14 protein-coding genes are annotated in these 20487 nt (G+C 46.3%); 9 read left to right on the forward strand and 5 right to left on the reverse strand.

Annotated elements, in window-relative coordinates:
* The first annotated feature begins 28 nt into the window (after positions 1-28).
* The 8 genes from QFW87_RS08970 (at position 29) to QFW87_RS09005 (ending at position 12027) form a co-directional block, all read left to right on the forward strand.
* Complete coding sequence (locus QFW87_RS08970) at positions 29-847, forward strand: glycosyltransferase (protein WP_283190304.1); 819 nt, start codon at positions 29-31, stop codon at positions 845-847.
* Positions 848-857: 10 nt separating this feature from the next.
* Complete coding sequence (locus QFW87_RS08975) at positions 858-2993, forward strand: bi-domain-containing oxidoreductase (RefSeq protein ID WP_283190305.1); 2136 nt, start codon at positions 858-860, stop codon at positions 2991-2993.
* Positions 2993-4822 carry an alginate lyase family protein gene (locus tag QFW87_RS08980; protein ID WP_283190306.1) on the forward strand — a complete coding sequence of 610 codons (1830 nt, stop codon included), beginning with the start codon at positions 2993-2995 and terminating at the stop codon, positions 4820-4822. The genes QFW87_RS08975 and QFW87_RS08980 overlap by 1 nt, the downstream gene beginning before the upstream one ends.
* The gene (locus QFW87_RS08985; protein WP_283190307.1) at positions 4819-6036 is read left to right on the forward strand and encodes a glycosyltransferase family 4 protein; all 1218 of its coding nucleotides are present in this window, start codon (positions 4819-4821) and stop codon (positions 6034-6036) included. Before QFW87_RS08980 ends, QFW87_RS08985 begins: the two co-directional genes overlap by 4 nt.
* A complete protein-coding gene (locus tag QFW87_RS08990; RefSeq protein ID WP_283190308.1) occupies positions 6033-6626 on the forward strand; it encodes a sugar transferase in 594 nt (197 codons plus the stop codon). The genes QFW87_RS08985 and QFW87_RS08990 overlap by 4 nt, the downstream gene beginning before the upstream one ends.
* Before the next feature lie 138 nt (positions 6627-6764).
* Positions 6765-7940 (forward strand): DegT/DnrJ/EryC1/StrS aminotransferase family protein, encoded by a 1176-nt coding sequence (locus tag QFW87_RS08995; protein ID WP_283190309.1) that lies wholly within the window; start codon positions 6765-6767, stop codon positions 7938-7940.
* A gap of 140 nt (positions 7941-8080) precedes the next feature.
* Positions 8081-10090 (forward strand): nucleoside-diphosphate sugar epimerase/dehydratase, encoded by a 2010-nt coding sequence (locus tag QFW87_RS09000; protein WP_283190310.1) that lies wholly within the window; start codon positions 8081-8083, stop codon positions 10088-10090.
* Between the two features lie 191 nt (positions 10091-10281).
* Complete coding sequence (locus QFW87_RS09005; protein WP_283190311.1) at positions 10282-12027, forward strand: alpha-L-rhamnosidase C-terminal domain-containing protein; 1746 nt, start codon at positions 10282-10284, stop codon at positions 12025-12027.
* 68 nt (positions 12028-12095) lie between these two features.
* On the opposite strand, the gene QFW87_RS09010 is transcribed toward QFW87_RS09005, so the two are convergent.
* Positions 12096-13445 carry an O-antigen polymerase gene (locus QFW87_RS09010; RefSeq protein ID WP_283190312.1) on the reverse strand — a complete coding sequence of 450 codons (1350 nt, stop codon included), beginning with the start codon at positions 13443-13445 and terminating at the stop codon, positions 12096-12098.
* 182 nt (positions 13446-13627) lie between these two features.
* A complete protein-coding gene (locus QFW87_RS09015; protein ID WP_283190313.1) occupies positions 13628-15640 on the reverse strand; it encodes an acyltransferase family protein in 2013 nt (670 codons plus the stop codon).
* Positions 15641-16127: 487 nt separating this feature from the next.
* On the opposite strand from QFW87_RS09015, the gene QFW87_RS09020 reads away from it, so the two are divergent.
* Positions 16128-18134, forward strand: coding sequence for an acyltransferase family protein (locus QFW87_RS09020; protein ID WP_283190314.1), 2007 nt, complete (start codon positions 16128-16130; stop codon positions 18132-18134).
* A gap of 67 nt (positions 18135-18201) precedes the next feature.
* Here the strand turns inward: QFW87_RS09020 and QFW87_RS09025 are convergent, their stop codons facing one another.
* From QFW87_RS09025 to QFW87_RS09035, 3 genes are read right to left on the reverse strand one after another with little or no spacing between them, the layout of a single operon-like run.
* Positions 18202-18849 carry an aspartyl/asparaginyl beta-hydroxylase domain-containing protein gene (locus QFW87_RS09025; RefSeq protein WP_283190315.1) on the reverse strand — a complete coding sequence of 216 codons (648 nt, stop codon included), beginning with the start codon at positions 18847-18849 and terminating at the stop codon, positions 18202-18204.
* A gap of 39 nt (positions 18850-18888) precedes the next feature.
* Positions 18889-19743, reverse strand: coding sequence for a 3-hydroxyacyl-CoA dehydrogenase NAD-binding domain-containing protein (locus tag QFW87_RS09030; RefSeq protein WP_283190316.1), 855 nt, complete (start codon positions 19741-19743; stop codon positions 18889-18891).
* Between the two features lie 14 nt (positions 19744-19757).
* On the reverse strand, positions 19758-20414 hold the full coding sequence (locus QFW87_RS09035) for an acetyltransferase (RefSeq protein WP_283190317.1): 657 nt from the start codon (positions 20412-20414) through the stop codon (positions 19758-19760).
* Positions 20415-20487: the final 73 nt, after the last annotated feature.

The following is a 20487-nucleotide window of genomic DNA, read 5'->3' on the forward strand; positions in this document are numbered from 1 at the left end:
GTCGGAAACTTTAATTGTGCAGGTTGATATGAAAGTAGCGATAGTTTGTGTTTGTTATAATGCGTACGATCATTTGCTAAGGTTTGCGGCTTCCCTTAAAGAGTCTTTTGATCAGTCGGCAGGAATTGAATTTACATTTGTTGTTGTCGATAACTCGACAAAAGAAGCGAACCAAAAGGTCTTGGCGGACATCTCAGGAATGGGCTTCAATACTCACTATTTGAAATCTGAGAATGTTGGTTATTTTCCAGGATTCAAGAAAGGAGCGGAGTTGCTTGGTTCATTAAGTGAATTTGATTGCGTCGCGATTTCAAATGTCGATCTAACTGTGCGCGCAGACTTTTTTAAGTCATTGAAAGCTCAAATAGCGACGGTATCTGAACAGGTAGGCATTATCGCGCCTGCGATCCTTTCCAAGGAACGGGGGGGGGATTTAAATCCAAAGACTTTGTTCAGACCCACACGCTACTCTTTGTTGAAAAATATTTTCATCTTCAAGCGACTATGGTTGTTCAAGATTTATCGTAAACTTTCGGACCTGAAAGTTAAAAGTGCTATCGGCACAGTAGCTCCAGGTGAATTTTTTTACTCTCCTCATGGATCATTTATTTTATTCACTAACCGGTATTTCGTACAGGGTGGTTCAGTAGACTACCCTCAGTTTTTATTTGGCGAAGAAGACTTTGTAGCCGAACAATGTCTAAGGATCGGATTAAAGGTCCAGTACCAGCCAAGTATAGCGATCGTTGATGATGACCACGGATCTACTTCCCGCGAGAAGCTCGAGTTCATCGCGAGCGAGCATGTAAAGTCCTTGAAATATATTGTCGATACTTATCATTCTTGATGGTGGTTTTATGAAACAGATTTTGCAGGACATGGCGAAAGGCGGAACCACTATTACCGAGGCTCCTGCTCCCCAAGTCTCTCGCGGTAACCTTATTATCCATACCCGAGTATCGCTGATTTCGGCTGGTACTGAACGTATGTTGGTGGGTTTTGGTAAGGCTTCTTATTTAGAGAAGGCCCGCCAGCAGCCCGAAAAAGTCAAAATGGTACTAGAGAAAATTCAGACTGACGGGCTTGTTACTACTCTTGAGGCTGTCCAGTCAAAATTGGCCCAACCATTGCTATTGGGCTATTGCAACGTCGGCGTTATCCATGAGGTTGGCGCAGGTGTAGATGGCTTTAAAGTGGGTGACCGGGTTGTCTCTAATGGTGCTCATTCTGACGTAGTCAAAGTTCCAAATAAGCTATGCGCCCTTATTCCTGATGAAGTTGATGACATCGACGCTTCGTTTACCGTAGTTGCAAGTATCGGTCTACAGGGTATCAGGCTTGCTGAACCCACGCTTGGAGAGGCATTTGTCGTCATCGGCGCGGGATTGATCGGTCTGCTAACCGTCCAATTGTTACGCGCGCAGGGTTGCAGGGTACTGGCGATCGATTTTGATGAATCAAAACTTACTCTGGCTCGTCAGTTTGGTGCGAGTACATGTAATCCAGCCAAAGGTGAGGATCCGGTTGCAGCAGGGATGGCATTCAGTCGTGGTCACGGTGTTGACGGAGTCATCATTACCGCCTCTACCAAGTCTAGCGATCCTGTCACCCATGCGGCAAAGATGTCTCGTAAGCGCGGTCGTATCGTGCTGGTGGGTGTGACAGGACTCGAGCTTAATCGTGCTGATTTCTATGAGAAAGAACTGAGCTTTCAGGTTTCATGCTCGTATGGCCCGGGCCGTTATGATCCATCGTATGAAGACAAGGGCCAGGATTACCCGATTGGATTTGTTCGTTGGACTGAGCAGCGAAACTTTGAAGCGATTCTCGATATGCTTGCCTCGCGGCAGTTGGACGTCAAACCACTTGTCAGCCAGCGGTTTGCATTCGAAGATGCTGCCAAAGCTTACAGCATGCTCACCGAAGATAAGTCCGGATTAGGCATATGCCTGGATTACACATCCGATGTTGCAGAGAGAACGAACAAGAGTGTCGTTCTTCACTCTGCAAGCACCTTCAATGCTCAACGCCCGGTATTGGGTTTCATCGGCGCTGGAAACTATGCTTCGCGGGTTTTGATTCCAGCCTTTAAAACTGCTGGTGCGCAGTTTCATACCATCGTTACTGCTGGTGGTGTGAGTGGAGTCATACACGGTGCTAAATCTGGTTTTGCAGTCGCTTCCACAGATGTCGACGGGATGCTGGCTGACTCGTCGATAAATACCGTAGCAATCGTTACTCGCCATGATAGTCATGCCTATTTCGTGGGTAAGGCATTGGCTGCCGGGAAAAACGTTTTCGTAGAAAAGCCACTGGCAATTACTCACTTGGAATTGGATGAGGTGCAGGCTGCCTACGCTAATGCTCATTCCGGTGATAAGGGGCCGCAATTGATGGTTGGTTTTAACCGTCGATTCGCCCCACATATTGTAAAAATGAAAGAGCTTTTAAGCTCGGTTAAAGAGCCTAAGACGTTCCTGATGACAATGAACGCGGGCGCCATACCATCGAATCATTGGACTCAGGACAACAATGTTGGTGGTGGTCGAATCATTGGCGAAGCGTGCCACTTTATCGACCTCATGCGCTTTCTTGCAGGCAGCAAGATCATTTCGGTACAAGCTCGCCGGATGGGTGATGCTCCCGGCGTAGAGATTACTGAAGATAAAGCGTCTATGACTTTAGGTTTTGAAGACGGCTCCTTCGGTACGATCATTTACACGGCGAGCGGTGCTTCGAGTTTTGCCAAAGAGCGTGTTGAAGTGTTCACCGCCGGTCGTGTTCTTCAGTTGGATAACTTCCGTAAGCTACGTGGTTTCGGCTGGCCTGGATTTAAGAAGCTTAATCTTTGGAAGCAAGATAAAGGTCAGAATGCTTGTGCGGCTAGCTTCATGGGTGCTATTCAGGCTGGTAACGCTGCAATACCTGCTGAAGAAGTTTTCGAGGTCGCTCGAGTTTCCATTGAAATTGCAACGCTATTGCGCAATCAATAATGCGTTTTTTAACAAAAATATCTTCTATTCTTGCACTGGGAGTTCCGAATCTCATTCGGGTTTTCCAGTACAGAATGGGACTTAAATTAGGCCTCAGTTCTGCAATGCATCTTCAAGGTGTTGCGCAGAGTGGGCCTTTCTTTGTTGATCGCGATTATTCCGCAGTGGAGATGGCGCCACCAATTCAGTGGGAGGAGGCCGCGCTGCTTTTCGGCCATTGGGAGTATTCGGTAACGAGCGCTCCGCCTGATTGGCATTGCAACCCGCTGACAGGTGCACGTGTCGACCAGCCCCAACGGAATTGGTGGGAGATACCCGATTTTGACGCTCAGCTTGGTGATATCAAGCTAGTTTGGGAGTTGTCTCGCCTCGACTGGTTGCTGGCATTTGCGCAGCGATTCAAGGCGGGAGACAACCAGTATCACGTACGTCTCGAAAGCTGGCTTACGGACTGGTGTGCTAACAATCCTCCTTACAAGGGCGTTAATTGGAAATGCGGTCAGGAAGCTTCTATCCGGGTCATGCATTTGATAATGGCTTCGCTGATTCTGGAGCAGACAGGCGAGGCGACTCCTGCGCTGCTTGAACTTATCAATCAACATCTCAGAAGAATTGCACCAACAGTTAGTTATGCGATGGCTCAGGATAATAATCATGGCACTTCGGAGGCGGCCGCACTTTATATTGGTGGGAGCTTCCTCGCTCATAACGGGCGTGCGGAAGGTGTCGAATGGGCTCATCAAGGATCCCGTTGGCTGGAAAACCGAGCGCAACGATTGATCGGAGTTGATGGCAGCTTTAGCCAATATTCCCTCAACTATCATCGGTTGATGCTTGATACATTCAGTATGGTCGAGGTCTGGCGCAGGCACCTGAGCCTTCCGCGGTTTTCTGATTCCTGGTACTCGCGAGCCGCGGCAGCTACGAACTGGCTTCGATCGATGGTCAGAGATGAGAATGGTGAAGCCCCGAATCTTGGGGCTAATGACGGCGCTCGGTTGTTACAGTTGGGTCGATCGGACTACCGTGACTTTCGTCCGAGTGTTCAACTTGCCATGAATCTTTTCTGGGGGCGAAAGGGGTTCGGTGCAGGCCGCTGGGACGAGCCCATTCGATGGCTGGGGCTAAAAGAGTCGAGCGAAACAGCCGTTTCGCAAGGTAGCCAGGTTTTCGACGAGGGTGGTTTCGCCGTCCTGCGCAATGCTAATGCCATGGCAATGTTACGGTTTCCTCGTTTTCGGTTCAGACCGAGCCAGGCGGATGCGTTGCACGTTGACCTTTGGGTGGGAGCAGACAATCTGTTGCGTGATGCCGGGACCTATTCTTATAACACTGAGGCCAAGTGGCTCAACTATTTTCCCGGTACAGCGGCTCATAATACTGTCCAGTTCGACGGGCGCGACCAGATGCCAAGGATCAGTCGATTCTTGTTCGGTCGATGGCTGAAGACATCTCATCTGGAGCCACTTCAGATGATAGGTGCGACCGTCAGCTTTGCAGCTGGCTACAAGGATGCATCGAGAGCCGAACACAAACGCAAAATAGTGTTGGGCGAAGACTCTCTTATGGTTGTCGACGATATTTCTGGAGTCAGGAAGAGCGCGGTTCTTCGTTGGCGTCTGAGGCCAGGGGAGTGGCAGTTGGAGGGCAATCGGCTTAGCTGTGGTGATCATGTCATTGAGGTTCTCGGCACGATGCCCATTATCCGGCTTGAGTTGGTCGAAGGCTGGGAGTCTCTCTATTATCTCGACAAGACTCAGGTTCCAATTTTGGAATTGGAAGTCAGTCAGTCAGGTTCATTGACGACAAAGTACAGTTGGAGCTTATGAATATTCTTTATTTTCACCAGCATTTTTCTACGCCCAAGGGAAGTGTTGGTACTCGATCTTATGAAATGGCCCAACGTCTTATTGAGCGTGGTCACACGGTGACTATGGTATGTGGGAGCTATGGTGGAGGGGACACTGGCCTGACCAGCCCCTTTGTCAACTCGCGTCGTACCGGCGTTGTAGATGGAATCAACATTATCGAAGTTGATATTTCATATTCAAACAGTGACGGCTTTTTGAAGCGAGCCCTGACGTTTGTGAAGTTTGCGCTGGTAAGTGTGCGCATTGCCCTAGTTGAAAAATATGATGTGGTGTTCGCCACGACTACACCGTTGACTGCAGGGATACCGGGGATTTTTGCTCGTTGGTTGCGAGGTAAACCCTTTGTTTTTGAGGTAAGAGATTTATGGCCTGAATTGCCAAAAGCCATGGGTGTTATTACCAACCCTGTTGTATTAGCCGCGATGTCTGCACTCGAGTGGGTGACTTACCATTCTGCTCATCGACTGATCGGTCTTTCGCCTGGCATTGTCGACGGTATCGTGCATAAGGGCATCTCCAAGGCCAAAGTCGAATTAGTACCTAATGGCTGCGACTTGAAGCTTTTTAATCAAGATGTGCAGGCATGGCGTCCGCTGGGGGTTGCCGAAACCGATTTGCTTGCAATTTTTGCTGGAACTCATGGTATCGCCAATGGCCTTGATGCATTACTGGATACCGCAGCTGAACTGAAGCGCCGCGGTCGGTCCGACATCAAGTTGCTTTTGATCGGCCAAGGTAAATTAAAACCAGCGCTGATGGCTCGAGCCGAGTCGGAACAGCTAGATAACGTTATTTTTCATGAGCCGATCAATAAGGCAAAATTGTCCGGGCTTATGGCCAGTGCCGATATAGGTTTGCAGCTTTTGGCTAACATTCCAGCTTTTTATTTTGGTACCTCACCTAATAAGTTTTTCGATTATATTTCTGCGGGATTGCCAGTGCTCAATAATTACCCAGGCTGGCTGGCCGGTATGATTACCAAGCACAAATGCGGTTTTGCTGTGCCTCCGCAAGATGCCAACGCTTTCGCTACGGCACTTGAAATTGCCTCCGACGATAAGGATGCGTTAACGGTGATGGGCCAGAACGCACTGCGGCTGGCTGAGGGGGAATTTGATCGGACACTGCTGTCCAATCGTTTTGTGGATTGGCTGGAAGGGGCTAAAGCTTGATCAAGAGAATGTTCGATATCGTCGCGTCTGTCATAGGGCTGGTCTTGCTATCGCCGGTAATCGTCATTACCGCTTGGCAGATCAAACGCAAACTCGGATCACCTGTCCTCTTTCGCCAAACCCGTCCGGGCGTCAATGGTGTTCCCTTCGAAATGGTTAAATTTCGAACCATGAGAGATGCGCTGGATGGTGATGGCAATCCGTTACCTGACGCGGAGCGGATGACGCCATTTGGAAGTTTTTTACGTTCGACGAGCCTGGACGAGTTACCGGAACTCTTAAACGTTTTGAAGGGCGACATGAGCCTGGTTGGTCCAAGGCCTCTCTTGATGGAGTACTTGCCGCTCTATAGCGCCGAACAATATCGCCGGCATGAGGTTCGGCCAGGGGTGACGGGGTGGGCCCAGATCAATGGTCGCAACGCGCTGAGCTGGAAAGAGAAATTTGCTCTGGATGTCTGGTATGTGGACAACCAATCATTTTTGCTGGATGTGAAGATTATTTTCAGAACTGTGCGTAAGGTTCTTGTCCGGGACGGCATCAGTGCCGATGGTGAGGTTTCTATGTCAAAATTCACCGGCAATGAGTAAGTTGGCCCAGACGGCCCGGTGACAACCCGCCTGAAAAACCTAGCAGGTGCAACTGTACGGAGACTCACCGGTGATGTTCGTGAGATCCATCTGTCAGGGGCCCAGCTCACCTACCTATAAAATTTGGACCTAATAACCATGTTGAACACTCCATTTGCTCCCTGGCCTTCTTTCTCCAATGAGGAAGCTGATGCTGTCCGTGACGTGATTCTTTCCAATAAAGTAAATTATTGGACAGGACAAGAGTGTCGGGAGTTTGAGAAGGAATTCGCAGTATGGAGTGCAACCCAATATGCAGTAGCCGTTGCTAACGGCACTGTTGCTTTGGACTTGGCTTTCAAAGCTTTGAAAATCGGCGAAGGCGATGAAGTCGTTGTCACCTCCAGAACGTTTCTGGCCTCGGTGTCCAGTATCGTGAACACTGGGGCGATTCCCGTTTTCGCTGATGTTGATCGTGAATCGCAAAATATTACTGCCGAAACTATTCGTGCTGTTTGCAGCCCTCGGACCAAGGCGATTGTCTGCGTGCACCTTGCTGGCTGGCCATGTGATATGGATCCAATCATGGCGCTGGCCGATGAATTGGAGCTCAAGGTCATTGAGGATTGCGCGCAAGCCCATGGCGCAAAGTACAAAGGTTCCCCTGTCGGTAGTATAGGTCACATCGGGGCGTGGTCTTTCTGCCAGGATAAAATCATGACCACAGGAGGGGAGGGCGGCATGGTCACAACGAATGATCGAGATCTTTGGGCGGCTATGTGGGCTTACAAGGATCACGGCAAGAGTTGGAGTGCAGTATATGAGAAGGAACACCAACCGGGATTCCGCTGGCTGCATGAGAGCTTCGGTACAAACTGGCGGATGCTCGAGGTTCAGGCTGTGTTGGGGCGAATACAGTTGCGTCAGATGGCAGACTGGACTGCACGAAGACTAGCGAATTCGAATCGGATCTGGGAAAGCGCCAGGCTGCTGAAAGGGCTGCGGGTACCGGAAATTCCAAGTGACTGTTCCCATGCTGCTTATAAATGCTATGTGTTCCTGAAACCTGAAACGTTGAAAGAAGGCTGGTCACGCGACAGGATTCTTGCAGAGATCACCTCGCGTGGTGTGCCTTGTTTTTCCGGTTCATGTTCTGAAGTATATTTGGAAAAGGCTTTTGACAATACTGGATGGCGCCCTGCCAAGCGGCTTGAGGTCGCGGTTGAACTGGGTGAAACGAGTATTATGTTTATGGTTCATCCAACGCTACTGGACTCTGAAATAACTAAAACCTGTGATGTGCTTTCGGAAGTGATGCGGAAGGCGACGCAGTAAAGCAGTCGGCTCGATTGCCACAATGTTAGGCCTGATAAACTGCCTGAAATATGGCAGTTTTGTGTTATTTTGAGATGTTGGCAAAAGTTATTTTTGCATAAGCCTCAGTAATTTTGTGCTCATCGTTGGAGGTTTGCGCGGTGTTTGAGAAGGGAGTAGAAGGGTTGAGAGGTTTCTTGCTGGGTTTACCGCGCCGAAAAAAACGTGCCTTTCAGCTGACCGCAGATGTAATTTTAGTTTGGGTCGCACTCTGGATGTCATTTATCGTTCGTCTCGGTATCGACGAAATGATAAATCCCTTTAAAGAGCACTTCTGGTTATTTCTTGTTGCTCCTGTTGTAGCTATTCCTATTTTTATTCGATGTGGCATGTACCGTGCCGTGATGCGTTATTTTGGTAATGATGCCCTAATTGTAATTATCAAGGCTGTAACGCTTTCTGCGTTGATACTAGGCTTCATAGTTTACTGGTACAGTAATCATCAACATGTAGTGCCTCGCTCCATTATGTTTAACTACTGGTGGCTGAGCCTGATAATGATCGGTGGGCTGCGATTGTCCATGCGCCAGTATTTTCTGGGTGACTGGTTTGCTGCTGTTCAACATGTGCCTTTTGCTAACAGGGATGATGGAATTCCTAAAGTTGCCATCTATGGTGCGGGCGCGGCAGGTAACCAACTTGTTGCCGCACTTCGAATGGGTAAGTTGATGCGACCTGTCGCATTTATTGATGATGATCATAGCCTTTCAAAGAGTGTCATTGCCGGTTTGCAGGTGTATAAACCTAAACACATTAAACGCATGATGGATGTAACAGGGGTTCAAGAAATTCTTTTAGCTATCCCGTCGTCGACGCGTGCCCGGCGCCGAGAGATTCTTACCTTCCTGGAAGGTTTTCCATTACACGTTAGAAGCGTACCTGGCTTTATGGATCTGGCAAGCGGACGGGTCAAGGTAGATGATATCCAGGAAGTTGATATAGCAGACTTGCTGGGGCGCGATTCTGTTCCAGCAAAGGAGAACTTACTGGAACATTGCATCAAAGGTAAAGTGGTACTTGTAACCGGTGCGGGTGGCTCCATCGGATCTGAACTTTGTAGGCAAATTCTTTCGCAGAACCCAACCACACTTTTGTTATTTGAGCATAGTGAGTTCAATCTATACGAAATTACTTCGGAACTGGAGCGGCGAATTTTTAAGGAGTCACTTCCAGTTAAATTGTTGCCAATACTTGGTTCAATTCGAAATCAAGATAAGCTGCTAGAAGTTATGAAAGCCTGGCGGGTGGAAACTGTTTACCACGCTGCGGCTTATAAGCATGTGCCCATGGTGGAACATAATATTTCAGAAGGTATCTTGAATAATGTTATCGGTACCTTGAATACAGCGGAGGCTGCATTAAGGTCTGGTGTTTCGAATTTTGTACTCGTATCAACAGACAAGGCTGTTCGGCCGACGAACGTAATGGGAAGCACGAAGCGCTTGGCTGAAATGATATTGCAAGCCTTGAGTCACGAACTTGCACCGGTGTTATTCAGTGATAGCAGCAATATTTCCAATGTTAACAAAACTCGCTTTACTATGGTCAGGTTTGGAAATGTGTTGGGGTCGTCTGGGTCTGTGATACCACTGTTTCACAAGCAAATTAAGAGTGGTGGTCCGTTAACTGTTACGCATCCAAAAATAACTCGCTATTTCATGACTATTCCTGAAGCCGCCCAGTTAGTTATTCAGGCCGGCTCTATGGGACTTGGCGGTGATGTATTTGTTCTTGATATGGGAGAGCCCGTCAAGATCATTGAACTTGCAAAAAAGATGATCCACTTGTCGGGCATGAGCGTACGCTCTGAATCAAATCCGCATGGAGATATTGCTATTGAGTTCTCTGGCCTGCGTCCAGGTGAGAAGCTATACGAAGAGCTATTGATTGGTGACAACGTTGTAACAACCGAACATCCGATGATCATGAGTGCTAATGAGGCCTATATTCCCTGGGAGCATTTGAAAACTCACTTGACTGAGCTAAAGCTAGCGGTCGTCGCTGATGACTATACTAGAGTTCGGCAATTGCTTCGTGAAACAGTCAGTGGCTACACTCCCGATGGGGAGATCGTAGACTGGTTTTACCAACAGCGTCGTTTAGAACCGTAATATCTTTGGATTGATTGCGTATTATTTTATGCGCGTCTTCTACGATCGTTGCTCTAACAGCTATTTCTCGATAAACAACTGGCGAGCCTCGAAGACTGAGGCTTTGATCAAGTATATATCTCTGGAATGCTAAAATCATTTTTGCATGTTTTGGCAAAAATTGATCGAGAAAGTAAGGCGAGGAATCACAAATGAAGTTGTTCGTTAAATTTTTTTTTGCTTTCTTTTGTTTGTCGGCATCTGCAGCAGAGCAGCCTCGTCCGATTGGTATAGAAGGATCTGTCGTATTGTCGAAAGTCTCGCCGATAGACTTGAAGTTCAGTGAAAACAAGATCACGGTTGATTATGGGAAGGTGTATTTTTCAAAGGTAACTATTAACCCTAATTCAGAAAACATAGGTAACACCGTTACTATTAAACTGAGAGAAAGCAGCGAACCGGATCCGCTCCCCAGCACCGGACCAGAAAAAATTGGCGTCCGTTATTTGAGTCAGGAAATTATTTTGGGCAAAAGTCCCCAAGATGTACCGCTACCTGAGTCGGATAAAAGATTGATGCCTGCCAGTATTGGCGCGGTAATGCCGTTCCGCTACATCGATATTTACGGATGGAAGGGGGAGTTTTCTGAAAAGTTCCTAAACGTCGAATTTGCTCGCTCTTCCAAATATAAAAAACAAGGTACGACCAGTTTCTCCGGTGGCTCCACGGCCGAAGAACTCAACAAAATTCTTGAGCTATCGAATCATACAATTGAAGCCACCAGTTTTGCTGGAGTTTTCATTGATGGCGATAGAGAGCGCCTCCCTTATGAGGCCGATGCTTATATCAATATGCTCGGCTGGTTTGCCAATGTAAACGATTTATCAGTACCTCGCCGCACATTCGAGTTCCTGGTTGAACATCCAAGTTGGCCAACAGAATGGCAGGCGCACATGATATTCATGGCGTGGGCCGATTACTTGCAGTCCGGAGATGTTGATTTTTTAAGGAAGCATTATAAGTGGCTGAAAACCATAAGTTTGGCTGAGGGGGTTTCTGACACGGGCATGGTTGATGTTACAAAGTTTTCTGAGTCTCTTAAGACTAAACTCAAGGTTACCTATCCTCTTGGGGATTTAGTAGATTGGCCCCCCTCCCAACGAGATGGTCATGAAATGCTTGCGAATAATACTGTTACAAACGCCTTTATTTATAAAGGCTTCGTTCGCATGGCGGATATTGCTCGAGTACTGGGAGAAGACGCTGATAATAAGATGTTCAAGAAACTGTCCGGTAATTTGAAGGCAGCGATGGATAGTAAGGTAAAGGGAAGTAACGGTACCTACGTGGATGGGATAGGCTCCAACCATACCTCGGCGCTAAGCCTGTTCATACCGCTCGCATTTGGCATGGTTGATAGTGGTCAACGCGATACGGTTGTTGAAAAGCTGAATTCAAAGGTTCAAGAGTATGGCGGTGGCTTTCCAAGTTCGGTATTCACCGCCCAGTATCTTTTGGAAGCATTATTTGAATCCGAAGCGGATGATCTAGCGCTGTCGTTAATGCTGAACAAGACCCAGCGCGGCTGGATGAATATGATCAATAAGTATGATGCCACCATAACTCACGAAGCATGGGATGTGCAGTTCAAGGACAACGAAGACTGGACACATGCGTGGGGCGCGGCGCCAGCAAATATTATTCCTCGGTTTATACTTGGAGTAAGTCCTAGTGCGCCAGGATGGGATCGCTGGCAAATAAAACCATCACGAGTATTACAGTTTTCTGCAAAGTCGACGATACCAACGCCTCATGGGGTGATAAGTATTGTTTTCGATTACCCGAATCGAAAAATAACATTTACTGTTCCGAAAGGAACAATCGCAGAACTAGTGACTGGCGGGAAAGCACAACAGTTCAAACAAGGTAACCATGAAGCGGTTTGGGGTGTCGAGTAAAGCATTTCTGTAAGTTGCAGAACAAAAAAAGCGCTTACGTTCGGTAAGCGCTTTTTTGTTGTGGTTAGTTAAGTTTTTGTTGGGTTTGTATTTCGTCTATTTTGGTAAATGTTGTTGGCATATAGGGCGAAGGTGAGAAAGAAAAATAGCACAAATATGCTATTCCAAACCATTATGCTAATGATGAATGAAGTGTAGATATATCCGGCCATGCAAATATAGATTGCGACTGAGATGACAGGGTTTTTCTCGGATAGTATTTTAATGTAAGCAATGTTGAATACCGTGCCCGTGATTAACATGTAGAGTAGTGTGCCGGGAATTCCAAAGTCTTGTATGGCACCTCTATATATGGTGTATATATTGGTCTGCAAAAGTTCTTGATACTTAAAATACTCGTCATAATAGCCATCTGGGACTAGTGTTAGATCCCCCAAGACCCTGAATAGTGCCATAAAGGTTGAAAATCCAAAGGTTAAGCCATCATCGTGGCGGTAGTATTGTAGCGAGGGGTTGGAAAGGTAGCTTGAGAACCAGTCTGAAAAGGCGTACAGATGACCAAACGCATAAGACGATAAGTAATAGCTTAACTTTTCGACCATGTCACCAGTATCAGTGCTTTCTATGCCTCTTGCTATAAAGGAGGAAGTAAGTACAGGCATTAACAATAGAAACGCGCCGAACAGGATTTTGTTCGTCGCTTTATTTGTGAGTGCCGTATCACCTTTCCTTAACCGACTTATAATTACTCCGCCGTAGAATAGAGAGGCGCAAAGAAAGAGGGTGCCCTTGTCTGCATATATAATCATATGCAATGCAGCAGGTACGAAGCTAAGAACCAAAATAAATAATTTAGCCAGGTTCTTTCTTTTTGAATTCAAGATAAGGCCGCCTAGACAGACAGCGGTGTAATTTAAAGCAACACCTAGTTGTGCATATATATTTGGATCTAGCTGTCCGGAGTAACGCAGGGCTAAATATCGGTTGGCGGTACCAAATAGGTCTGAGACAAAGTCTGTAGGACTAAAGCCCTGTATAGACAGGTTGATCAATATGCATAATAACGTGATGACTTGCATGCTGACGAAGGTATAGGTCAGAAACGGACCGGAATAGTAGCCCAGGGAATCCTGTTTATTTCGGGAGTTAAGTTCAAGTGTCGTACTTAGGCCTGAGGCCAGTCCCGGGAGGCCAAACATGAAAACACAACTTGCTATAAAAAAAGTTGCCCAAGGGTTGGCTGGGACGTTGAACATAACGGTCAGCGGAAAAAACGTGAATAAAAACCAGAATAAAGCAAAGATAACGCCTGGCGTAACCCACGACCGAGATTTATGCTTGAGAATAAGAGCGTATCCTAGAATGCTCAAGCTGAATGAAATCGCCAGCAGTTTTTCAAGAGTTGTTGCTTCGTCCATCTTTTTTCCTTAACCTCTTCAGCCCAACCACATCATTACGGTTATATTCTCACCGGAAAGCATTTTAGTCCATGATCGACACCATTCTTCCGTTTTGTAAGCTGGCACTTCATGGGTCGTGAAATTCATTTTGCTACACAATATGTGCTTTCTAATTCAGCAGGGGAAAGCAGACTAGTCTGCTAAAGTGGTTTTTGAGTTATAGATAAATTTTTAAAAACCTCCCGAAACAGTGGAGAGATGATTCTGGAACCACGCTCACTTAAGTGATTATCATCGTAGTATATGGGCCAGTCACCCTGTGAGCCATAGCATCGCCCGTCATGGCAAAGGTAAGGTAGGGGGTCGAGAATTTTTATATTGCACTTTTGCCGAGCGGCATCCTGCGCCTCCCAAGCAAAATCATTTCGCTTGTGATATTCCTCCAGACTAATAGACGTACCGCTGGTCTTTCCAAGTAAAAATGCTCGCGCAGTAGTAGCAGGTACGGAGGACTTCATTTCCGGAATGGGGCGTACTATAAACACCGGATGATGTTTTGCAATTTCGCAAGCGGCGTCAATAAGGCTTTCACGAAGTTCCTGTAAATACTTTGGGGATCGCTCGTCGTATTGTTTCTTAAAGTACACTGTCGGTTTTTGCCCTTCAGAAAAACCGTGAACGTAGGCTGAAGTCTCGTTCATAATTATTACTGGTACATTGCTTGGAAGGGCTTTTTGTTTTTCCAATGCCCAGCTAACAAAGTCTGCACATGCGGTATTAGGCTGTTTCACTCCCATGAACGTCGGACACGCACTGAAGGTCCAGTGCAGCACGTTTAATCTTTTATCAGGAAGCGCATTTTCAACGGCGGTCATAATTGAGGCCGCGTGACTATCCCCGATAACAATAACGCCAAGTTGATCCCCGCCATAAGTACATTCAGGAGTTTTCATCATACCCCCCACATGACACTCTCCCCGGCGTGGATGCATGTTTTGGGCTTCTTTCAGAATCTGCACGTATTTTTCAGGCAACCGTGCAGGAGATCCCTCATTTGCTATAACAGCTTTCCCTATCATGACAGGCGCACTAACAGCGATAATTAAAATAGTTGTGGATATAGTTGGGCTAAATGCAGTTAAGGCTTTTTGAGATTTTCGCTCGATAAAATGATAGGAAAAATGCCCCAGGATAATTGTGATGCTGATTCCAACCAAGGCGGCCAACAGATCTAAGTACTCTAGAAAATACAGACCAACGACTACTGGCCAGTGCCAAAGGTAAAGCGAGTAGGAACGGGTTCCAAGCCACTGAGCGAGTGCATTGCTAGTAAAGAGGGAGTCTTGTCGCGCAGCGAGTAGTACAAGCGCTGTGCCTGATACTGGAACCATGGCATAACTACCTGGCCAAGCGGTGTTTTCGTCAAATACGAAGATACTGAGAATAATTAACAATAGACCAGTAAATTCAATGATCCGGTTGTTTCTCGAAGAAAGTTGTAAACGAGCTCCAAGCAAAAACACCAGGCTGCCGGCAAGCATTTCCCACACGCGCGTAGGAAGGAAATAGAAAGCTTTGGTAGGTTGCACGGTGGTGTAATACATAGATGCGCCGAAAGAGGCTATGAACGTCACCGCAATTATTAACGTAATGGGAAGACGGCCTGGTCTTGATTTCCAAGCCGCCAGGAGTACTAAAGGAAAGACGAGATAAAATTGCCATTCCACTGCGAGAGACCATGTATGAAGCAACCACTTTTCATGAGATGCGGAATCGAAATAGCCGGCCTCTTGCTGAAATTCAATATTGGAAAAAAATAGAACTGCACTTGTTACATGCTTACCCAGCGTGATGTATTCCACTGGGCCTAGGCAGAACCATCCGATTACGATTAATGAAAAACACAATGCCAATAATGTTGGCAAAATACGTTTCATTCTTGAAAAGTAAAAATCGCATAATAAAAATATTTTATTCTTGTATTTTTTCTGCTCTAGGTTCTCGATGATTATTTTTGTCATCAGTAACCCGGAGATTACAAAAAAAATGTCCACGCCAGCGAACCCCCCGGTGAAACCTGGGATTTTGAAGTGGAATAGTATTACTGCCACTACGGCCCATGCTCTGAGGCCGTTGATGTCAAGGCTAAATTTCCCGTGATTCTTTGCTGTCGCTGAAGTAAGTGGCACTTGTGTTGCACTCTTTGGTTTCATGCACAAACGTAAGGTTTTCGGACCGAGCCGCTTTGTCGTTGGTTGGCCAGCGGTGATTTTAGAGGAGTGGGGCCTTTTTGTCCGCTCGTGTTTCACCTGATGCGGTGTGGGGTTCACCTTTATCGATACATGCCTCGTGTCAGGTACTCAGGCATCCGTCGCCTTACATTTTCATCTCCCTGTATAAACGGCAGAAGCGATTGATGTTTTAGCGGAAATGCAACGCATTTTCTATTGGTCTAGACGACTGTCAAAAAAATGGCTCCTCGGATAGCGCCGAAGAACAGCACTAATTTTGCTCAAAAGCTGATATTCTTTGGCGCCACGGGAAAAAGCTTAACGTGTCATGCGCGATAGGAGCTTTTGTGCTACGTAATTTTGCCCCGTTGATTTTCGTGAAAACTGTAGGCAACACGCAGAGCTGTTTAAAAGTTAATTTTTTTTCGGTTTGAAACTCGAAAGTTTGAATTTTAAGGACGTTTAAGCTGTGATTTCTACTTCACCACAACAGAAAGAAAAAAGTTTCAGAACGGATATTAATGGATTGCGAGCTTGGGCCGTAATCGCTGTCGTTTTTTATCATTTTTCTTTGTCTGGTTTCGGCGGTGGATTTGTCGGGGTCGACGTTTTCTTCGTTATCTCTGGCTTCTTGATGACCGGTATCATTTATAATGGGCTGATTAAGGGGGAGTTCTCTCTTGTATCATTCTATCTGGCTCGAGCAAGAAGGATTATTCCCGCTCTTGGGATGTTAAGTCTGGTACTGTTGATTGTTGGATGGTTTGTTCTACCTCCTGCAGACTATAGTAAGCTCGGCAGACATATAGCTAGTGCCTTGGGGTTTTTTTCAAATATCCAATTCTGGAGTGAGGCAGGGTATTTTGATACTGCTTCTCATGAGAAGTGGCTCCTTCATACATGGTCGCTTTCTGTTGAGTGGCAGTTTTACATGTTGTTGCCTTTGATTATGGCAGGTATATGGAAAGTCAGGCCTGATAAAAAGTTATTGGCTTTTATTCTGGTAGCCCTATTTGCCGGATCATTATATTTATCTGCTATCCTTTCCGTGACAGATTCTTCTGCTGCATTTTACCTTCTGCCTATGAGGGCTTGGGAGATGCTTGCTGGAGGGTTGGTGTTTTTAGTGGCAAATAAGCTTGACTATCCTGCAAGCTTGCGAAGGATTGTAGAGTTCATTGGTTTTTCGCTAATTGTATATTCTGTACTTTTTTTCAATACTGCGGACGTTTGGCCTGGATATCTGGCGCTAGTGCCAGTAATAGGCACAATGATGGTTCTTCTTGCTGGTCGTGATCGATCTGTCTTTACATCAACATTTGTTGCGCAATGGGTTGGAACTAGATCTTATTCAATTTATCTCTGGCACTGGCCTATTGTTGTTGGTCTTGTTTATCTTGAGTACCTAGATTCACCTATTGCAGTTGGTATTGGGCTGATTGCTACGCTAGCGCTGGGTGTTTTATCTTTCTCGTTTGTTGAAAAAAGTACGCTGCTTTCTTTCAGGCGGTTTCCAAGAAATACTTCTGTATTTGCTTTTATCGTGCTGTTGGTTGTTATTGCGTTGCCCGGGTTGTTTATCGATTCAGTTGGCGGAATAAACGGGCGTATATCCTCTAACGCTGAACTCGCTTTTGCGCAAGCTCAAAATATGAACGAGCGTCATGAGGTTTGTAAGCATTTCGATCATTCCAAAGTTTATGAAGAGGGAGAAGTGACGGGATGTAAGTATGGAGAGGGCAAGCTGGCTGCTATTGTCATTGGCGACAGCCATGCTGCTGCCCTTGTAAAGGCGGTTGAGCAAGCAATACCGAATAGAAGTGGCTATGTATTGCAGTGGACGCTAGATGCGTGCCCTACAGTGTTAACAAGTAAGACCATGGATGGGCGTAATGAATGTGGAAAGTTTGTCGAATGGACCGTGGCTCAGCAAAAAAAGCTACCGAAAGACGCCCCTATAATTATAGTTAATCGAACGTCTCTTTACGCGTTTGGTCCTAACGAGTCTGATGATGTCGTAAAAGGACTTTTGGCCCCCATGTATTTTGAGTCACCAGACAAACAGGGGCTTTCAGAGCATCTTGCAAAAATGCGCGCAGGTATTATCAATACGGCTTGTGAATATGCAAAGACCAGAGAGGTTTATCTGGTTCGGCCCATTCCGGAGATGAAAATCAATGTTCCTCACTTCTCCGGTCGGGCATTGCTGTTCGGAATGAACAGAAATATCGCGATCTCAATGAGTGAATATAAGGAGCGTCACAATTTTGTCTGGGAAGCACAGGATGCTGCGAAAGAGGCTTGCGGGGTAAAAATACTAGATCCTTTACCCTATTTGTGTCGGGGAGATAAATGCTACGCCGCGGTCAATGGAGTGCCGATTTATTATGATGACGATCACTTGAATTTGCGTGGTGACGCAATTATCGCTCCAATGTTCGCCCGTATGTTTCATAACTTTACGGCCAGTCAGTAATTTTATCTGATTTCCAGGTTTAATTAGAAAGCTATCTGCTCCCAGTTGGGAGTAGATAGCTTTGGATTCAAGTTTTACTTTTAGTCATCATTTTTACGATGTAAGTCATGCGGTCCATGATGGTCGCAGGTTTAGTTATGATGTCTCGGACAACTTTGAAGCCCATAATGAGAATGAATTTAGCTAGATGCAGTCGCACTGCGAATGTCATTTTCGGGAAGTATTTTTCGGTTTCCGGTGAGCGCTTTACATCAATAACCAAGTGAACTCGGCCTTCATCGCTCTCATTTTGAGCAGCATGGAGTCCTGAGGTATCCAATGCCCATACCTCGTTCAATTTGAGGTGGTATCGAATATGTTCAATCTCTAGAAAGGCCAATGGGTTTGTTTTGAGTGGTATGTGCAGTCTTGAGATGCCAAAAAGTAGATTGCCGGATTGGTCTCGGTGAGCATGCTGTTCAGAATGGGGAGCCATATTGTAATAGTTCACCATGGCAATATTCTTCATGCCAATCTTTTCCAGTTGCGCCCTAAGATACGGAAGCTCCGAGAGTCGGTTAGTTCCTCGTAGATCGAAAACCCGTACGCCGGTCCAAGCATCTGATCCTGAGTATGCGGGGGTCAACTCTGTAGAGCACACTTGCTCAAATTCTTTGTAAAAAGCAGCGGAGTCTGCCACTTCCGCTGTCTTGAACATGCATTTGTAGGCTTTCATCGTTCCCCCCGTATTGAAAATTTTAACCGGTTATATTTTTCAGTAGTTGTAAAAGCCAGATCCGGTTTTTCGACCAAGTTTGTTCGCTCTGACCATTTTTCGCAACAACGGATGGGCCCGATATTTAGAGTCCCCTGTTTCATTATGAAGCGTTTCCATAATGGAGAGGTTTACGTCGTTGCCAATTAGGTCCGCTAAGGCTAAAGGTCCGATTGGATGATTAGCCCCGAGTTTCATGGCCTTATCGATCTCTTCAGCGCTGGCTACGCCTTCTGCGAGAATACCGATTGCTTCGTTTATCATTGGTATCAGCATCCGATTTACAATAAATCCAGGAGCCTCATTTACCAATACTGGATCTTTTTCCAACGCCTTGGCGAAATTGACAGCCCAAGTAATAGTTTCGGGGGCGGTGGCCAGACCCACTATCACTTCAATTAGCTTCATCACCGGCGCCGGGTTGAAAAAATGCAAGCCAATGATGTTCGCTGGGACTTTTGTAAGGCTTGCAAGCTCTGTAATCGACAGCGAAGATGTATTGGATGCGATTATAGAGTTAGCGTCAGCATGAACTGCGATTTCCCTGAAAATCGTATGCTTTACGCTCATGTCTTCCGACACGGCTTCAATAATAAGGTCGCAGTTTTTTACGTTTTCGTAACTGCCAGAGACGGCTATTTTTCCGGAAAAGTTTGAAACCTCTTCTGGTAGTAGTCTCTTTTTATTTACCATTCTTTCCCAATGGGAGTTTAGGTTATCTAGAGAGGTTGCGCAGGCGGATTCGGATCGACCGATCCAGACTATTGAAGAAACAACGGTAGATTGTGCAAGCACTTGAACAATCCCTTTTCCCATCGTTCCCGATCCAATGACCGCGACTTTTACGTCTTTCATGCTCTACGGGATCCTTAGCTTGAAACTTTTCGAAGTGGTTTAGCAGGGTTGCCGAAAACAGTGGTGTAGGGTTCAACGCTCTTTGTAACTACAGAACCCATGCCGACAACTGCGCCTTCACCGATAATAATTGGGCGGTCTACCGTCCCTTGTCGAATCATTGCTCCTGTTCCAATGTAAGCATGATCCTCAATCACGACGTTCCCGTTGCACTGAACGTTAGGCGCAAAAGTTACAAAATCACCAATCACGCAGTCGTGCGCGACGTACGAATAGATATTTGCGTGGAAGTATTTTCCAATCTTCGCATTGGCCGTTATCGTAGTGAATGGGCAAAGTACAGCCCCTTCACTGATGATGTTGTGGCTAAGGTTTACCGAGTTCATTGCTGAAATGGTGAAGGGGGCGATGCCAAGGGAAACTAGTTTTTCGGAAATTGACTGTCTCAGTTTGCTATTGGCAATGGTGATGTTGAAAAATTTTTCACCTTCCATTTTCACAAAGGCCTCAGTGTCAACGACACTGTATCCATTGATTTTTTCTTCTTTTGAATTGTCATCCACGAAAATGATAGTGAAATCGTTTTCGTTGGCCTTGCCGAGCATTTCGGTAACGAGTGGTGCTACCTCACGTCCAAAACCACCAGCACCTACAATTGCATAAATTTTCATCTTCGATCCTTAAGCTTTTTCGTCGGCACGTTTGACGTGGCGCAATTCTAGAGCCGAAATTTGCCGATGTCAG

It is taken from the genome of Pseudomonas sp. PMCC200344 (genome assembly GCF_030053095.1).
Classification (GTDB): Bacteria; Pseudomonadota; Gammaproteobacteria; order Pseudomonadales; family Pseudomonadaceae; genus Aquipseudomonas; species Aquipseudomonas svalbardensis.